The sequence below is a fragment of the Actinophytocola sp. genome (assembly GCF_036002505.1).
Taxonomy (GTDB): domain Bacteria; phylum Actinomycetota; class Actinomycetes; order Mycobacteriales; family Pseudonocardiaceae; genus DASYTH01.
Genome location: NZ_DASYTH010000193.1, coordinates 1 through 3,714, shown reverse-complemented (window position 1 = coordinate 3,714; position 3,714 = coordinate 1). Strand labels below are relative to the sequence as shown.

The 3,714-nt window shown below is 70.9% G+C and carries 4 protein-coding genes and 2 pseudogenes; 4 read left to right on the top strand and 2 right to left on the bottom strand.

The genetic code is table 11. The annotated features are described in order from the left end of the window. The coding region (locus VGR06_RS16105; RefSeq protein ID WP_414637271.1) for a hypothetical protein at positions 1-369 on the top strand (369 nt) is incomplete at its 5' end. Between the two features lie 326 nt (positions 370-695). Here the strand turns inward: VGR06_RS16105 and VGR06_RS16100 are convergent. Continuing rightward, entirely contained in the window at positions 696-1,190 is a 495-nt protein-coding gene (locus VGR06_RS16100; RefSeq protein WP_327559887.1) for a hypothetical protein, read from the bottom strand. 152 nt (positions 1,191-1,342) lie between these two features. Between VGR06_RS16100 and VGR06_RS16095 the strand changes: the two genes are divergently transcribed. The 3 genes and pseudogenes from VGR06_RS16095 to VGR06_RS16085 all read left to right on the top strand — a co-directional run bounded on the left by VGR06_RS16095 (position 1,343) and on the right by VGR06_RS16085 (position 3,454). Then, on the top strand, positions 1,343-2,128 hold the full coding sequence (locus VGR06_RS16095; RefSeq protein WP_327559886.1) for a hypothetical protein: 786 nt from the start codon (positions 1,343-1,345) through the stop codon (positions 2,126-2,128). Next, a pseudogene (locus VGR06_RS43905) lies at positions 2,125-2,724 on the top strand (acyl-CoA dehydrogenase family protein); the annotation flags it as partial. The gene VGR06_RS16095 and the pseudogene VGR06_RS43905, both read left to right, overlap by 4 nt. A gap of 103 nt (positions 2,725-2,827) precedes the next feature. Then, the gene (locus VGR06_RS16085; RefSeq protein WP_327559884.1) at positions 2,828-3,454 is read left to right on the top strand and encodes an acyl-CoA dehydrogenase family protein; all 627 of its coding nucleotides are present in this window, start codon (positions 2,828-2,830) and stop codon (positions 3,452-3,454) included. 29 nt (positions 3,455-3,483) lie between these two features. Here the strand turns inward: VGR06_RS16085 and VGR06_RS16080 are convergent. Beyond that, positions 3,484-3,672: pseudogene (locus tag VGR06_RS16080) on the bottom strand (NUDIX domain-containing protein); the annotation flags it as partial. Positions 3,673-3,714 lie beyond the last annotated feature (42 nt).

Sequence of the window (3,714 nt, the reverse complement as noted above, 5' to 3'; positions counted from 1 at the left end):
CAGGACGGTGAGGCGCAGGCCGTAGGAGCGGGCGAAGGCGTCGGTGGGCGAGGCGGCTTCGTTGTTCCAGCGCCGGGCTGGAGCGGGAAGGCCGAGGTCGCGGTGGATCTCGACGGCGTCGGCGGCCAGTCGTGCGTGGGTAAAGAAATCGATCCAGGCCGGGTCGTCGCCGCGGTGTTGGTCGGCTTGGCCGAGCAGGGTGTCGGCGGTGGCGAGGGCGTGTCCGGCGGCTCGGCGATCGCCGGCCCGGGCGTGAGCGCGGGCCTCGATGAGCTTGTAGAACCCGAGAACACGCGGAGTGGCCGCGTGCTTGGCGCGTTCGAAGGCGCCGTGGCACATGTCGATGGCGTCGTCGTGGAAGTCGCGTAAGGAGGCTTGGAGGGCGGCGCAGACCAGGACGTAGCCGCCGAACGGGATGTCGCCGGCGGCGCGGGCCAGGCGCAGGGCCTGGATGTAGTGGCGTTGCGCGGCGGCGTGCTGCCCGGTGTCGAACGCCGTCCACCCGGCCAGCCCGGGATAGTTGCGCGGTGGCAGCGAACAGCTGCCGGCCGATCGGGTCGCTGTATCGGCCTTGGAGCAGTGGGGTGGTGCGGTGGCGCAGGCAGTTCAGGATGGCCGAGGAGCGCCAGCTCCCGCCGCCGTAGCGGGAGTCCCAGCGGCGGGCGTCATCCGCGGCGGTGAGGAGTTCGGTGACGTCAGCAGCGCCGACCCCGGCAGGTGCCGCCGGAATGGGCAGCGTCGGAGTCGGCCGGTGTGGTGAGCCACCGGCGGATCGGGGTGTTCCAGCCGGTGATGGCCAGACCGGTTGTGGTCAGGAAGTCTCGACGGTCCACCAGGCTCCAGTAACGGGTCGCGGCGAGGATCGCCGTGGGCAGCTCGCGAGGGAAATCCAACCCCACCAAGGCGATGTCGGAATCATCGGCCTCCATCCCGATCTCGGCCAGGGTGACGGGCCGGCCGAGACGTTCGGCGAGTGCGTGGGCGATCAGGGGTCGGATCGCGCGTTCCGGCATGATCCCGCGTCGAGTCCAGTTGGCGACGCTGGTGTGGGTGTAGGCGGTGTACCGGCCTACGGAGGCGGCCAGCTGGTTGACTCGGAGGGCCAGACTCTTGTGGCTGGCGCCGGAGCGCGAGATCAGGCCACCGAGCTGCTCGTTGCGGACTCCGCGCTGACGACCTGGCTGCCGCATCGCCCACCTCCCGCCCCAGTCACAGAGGGTATGTCGATGCGTTCTGAGTGTGAACAAGCCGCGCAATTCATGAGCCCCCGCGATGAGCCTCCCGTCCGCCTCGGTGGCCTGGCTTCCTGATGAAAACGAGCGAACGAGGAAGGAGGACGAGGATGATCGCGAGTTCGGGCTTGCCGCGTGAGATGACTGCGGCCGAGTTGGACGAGGCGGGTCTGCTCCGGGCCGAGCAGGGTGCGCAGATCAGCCCCTTCGCGGTGTTCGTGCCGGCGGACGCGTTGGGCTTGCTGCGTGTGGTCACCGTCCTGAGTGGAGCGGTGATCGGCCCGTTCGCCGTCGTCCACGGGGGAGTGAGCGTCGCCGAGCAGGCGCGGATCGAGGAACACGCCGTGGTCGGTAAGCCGGAACTGGGCTACGCCGTCGGCCGAACCTACCCCGGTGCCGGTGCCGACACGACGATCGCCGCGGGTGCCGTCGTCCGGTCCGGTGCGGTGGTCTACGCCGACGTGCACATCGGGGTGAACACCGTGGTGGGGCACCACACCCTGTTGCGCACCGGCGTCCGGGTCGGCGCCGAGACCGTGCTCGGTCATCACCTGACCGTCGAGCGTGCCAGCCGGATCGGCCGAGAGGTGCGGTGTTCGCCGGGTTCGCATATCACGAGCTCCACGCACATCGCCGACCGTGTGTTTCTCGGTGCCGGGGTCCGCACGATCAACGACAAGACCCTCACCTGGCGCGATCCCGCGCGCAACCCCGTGCTCCAGCCGCCCCGGTTCGAGACCGGCGCGAAGGTCGGCAGCGGCTCCACCGTGCTGGCCGGCGTCATCATCGGCGCGCAAGCCCTGGTCGGAGCCGGTTCGCTGGTCACCCGCGATATTCCCGCCGGAGCGCTCGCCTACGGCAGCCCGGCCCGCGTACACGGGCAGGTCCCGGCATGACCGGCGACGCGATCGACACCTGGCTGGCGCCGTTACGAGCCGTCCTCGATCCCGCTGACCAGGTGGACTGGGCCCGGCTCGAGGCGCTACAAGATGAACTCGCCGATCTGCTCCGTCGGCATCAGGTCGGTGCCGAGCTGTCCGGTGGTGCCGGACGCAGCCGTACGTTGCGGCTCATCCGTCGCGAGATCGCCCGCCGCGGCCTCCTCGCCACCGCCGACCAGCCACCTTTGTTCGCCGTGTTCGCCCAGTTCGTATGCGGCTATCGCGACATCGACCTGCGCGACACCATCGGGCTCGGTCACGGCCGGCTCATCGCCCACCACGCACCTTCCGCCCTGCGTGAGCGGTGGATCCCGCGGCTGGTCACCGGAGAGCTGGCCGGTATCGCGATCACCGAACCGCACGGCGGCTCGCGGCCCGCCGAGACTCGCACCCACGCCGTTGCCGGCCCGGAGGGCAGCTGGCTGGTCACCGGCCACAAGACCTGGATCAGCCGGCTGACCGAAGCGGCCGTCTTCATCGTGTTCTTCCGCGACCCCACCGGCCGCCTCACCGCCGCCGCGATCGACGCCGCCCGACCAGAGCTGCACCGCCAACCCGTCAAGCCGACCGGACTGGCCGGCTGGACCTGGGGCATCCTCGACCTCGACGCCGTCCCCCGTCGACCCCGACCAGGACGTCCTGCCCGGCGACGGGATGACCCTGCTGCGCGAGCACTTCGCCGCCTACCGGCCCCTGGTGACCGCGACCGCCCTCGGTGGAGCCGCCGCCGTCTTCGACACGGTCACCACCGTCCTCAGCGGACGGCAAGCCGCCGGCGACCTGCCGTGGCTGCGCGACTCGGCGTTGATCACCCTCGGCCACGCCCACGCCCAGCTGACCACCGCGCTGCTTGGCACCGCAGCAGCCGCCCACCTGGCCGACAGTGGCTTCGACCAGGCCGAGACGTGGAGCTGCGCCATGAAGGCCCACGGCATCGACACCGCCTATCGGGCCGTAGCCGAACTCGGGCTACTGCTCGGCGCCACCGGGTACCGGGCTGACTCCCCGGTCGCCAAGACCCACCGCGACCTCGGCGGCCTGCTCTACGCCGACGGCATCCACGACAGCCTGTACCGCACTGCCGGCAAGCACCACACCGCCTCCGGTTCCCCGTTCCGCCACCCCGGCCCGAGCCACCCAGGGCCGCCATCGACGGATCAGGCGATCCGGCCCCCGTGGTCGCATAGCGCCGTCACGCCCTGCTCGACGGCCTCCAGCGCTACCGCGATGCGATCCGCCAGCAGCGGCTTCACCCGCTCCCGCGCCTCGTCCAGCGTGTAGAAGCCGGCCGAGCGGATCTCCTGCTCCGGCAGCACCAGGCCCACCACATCGGTCTCGTCGAGCACACCGCCGTCGAAGACGAACACCACGCCCTCCGGCCGGGAGTCGTGCGGTCGGACGTAGTCCACCACCAGCAGCCGGCCCAACGGCCTGTCCATGCCGAGCTCTTCGGCCAGCTCTCGAGTCGCGGTCTCCCATGGCGGTTCGTCGGCCTCCACCGCCCCGCCGGGGATCTCCCAGTTCGGCTTGTACGACGGCTC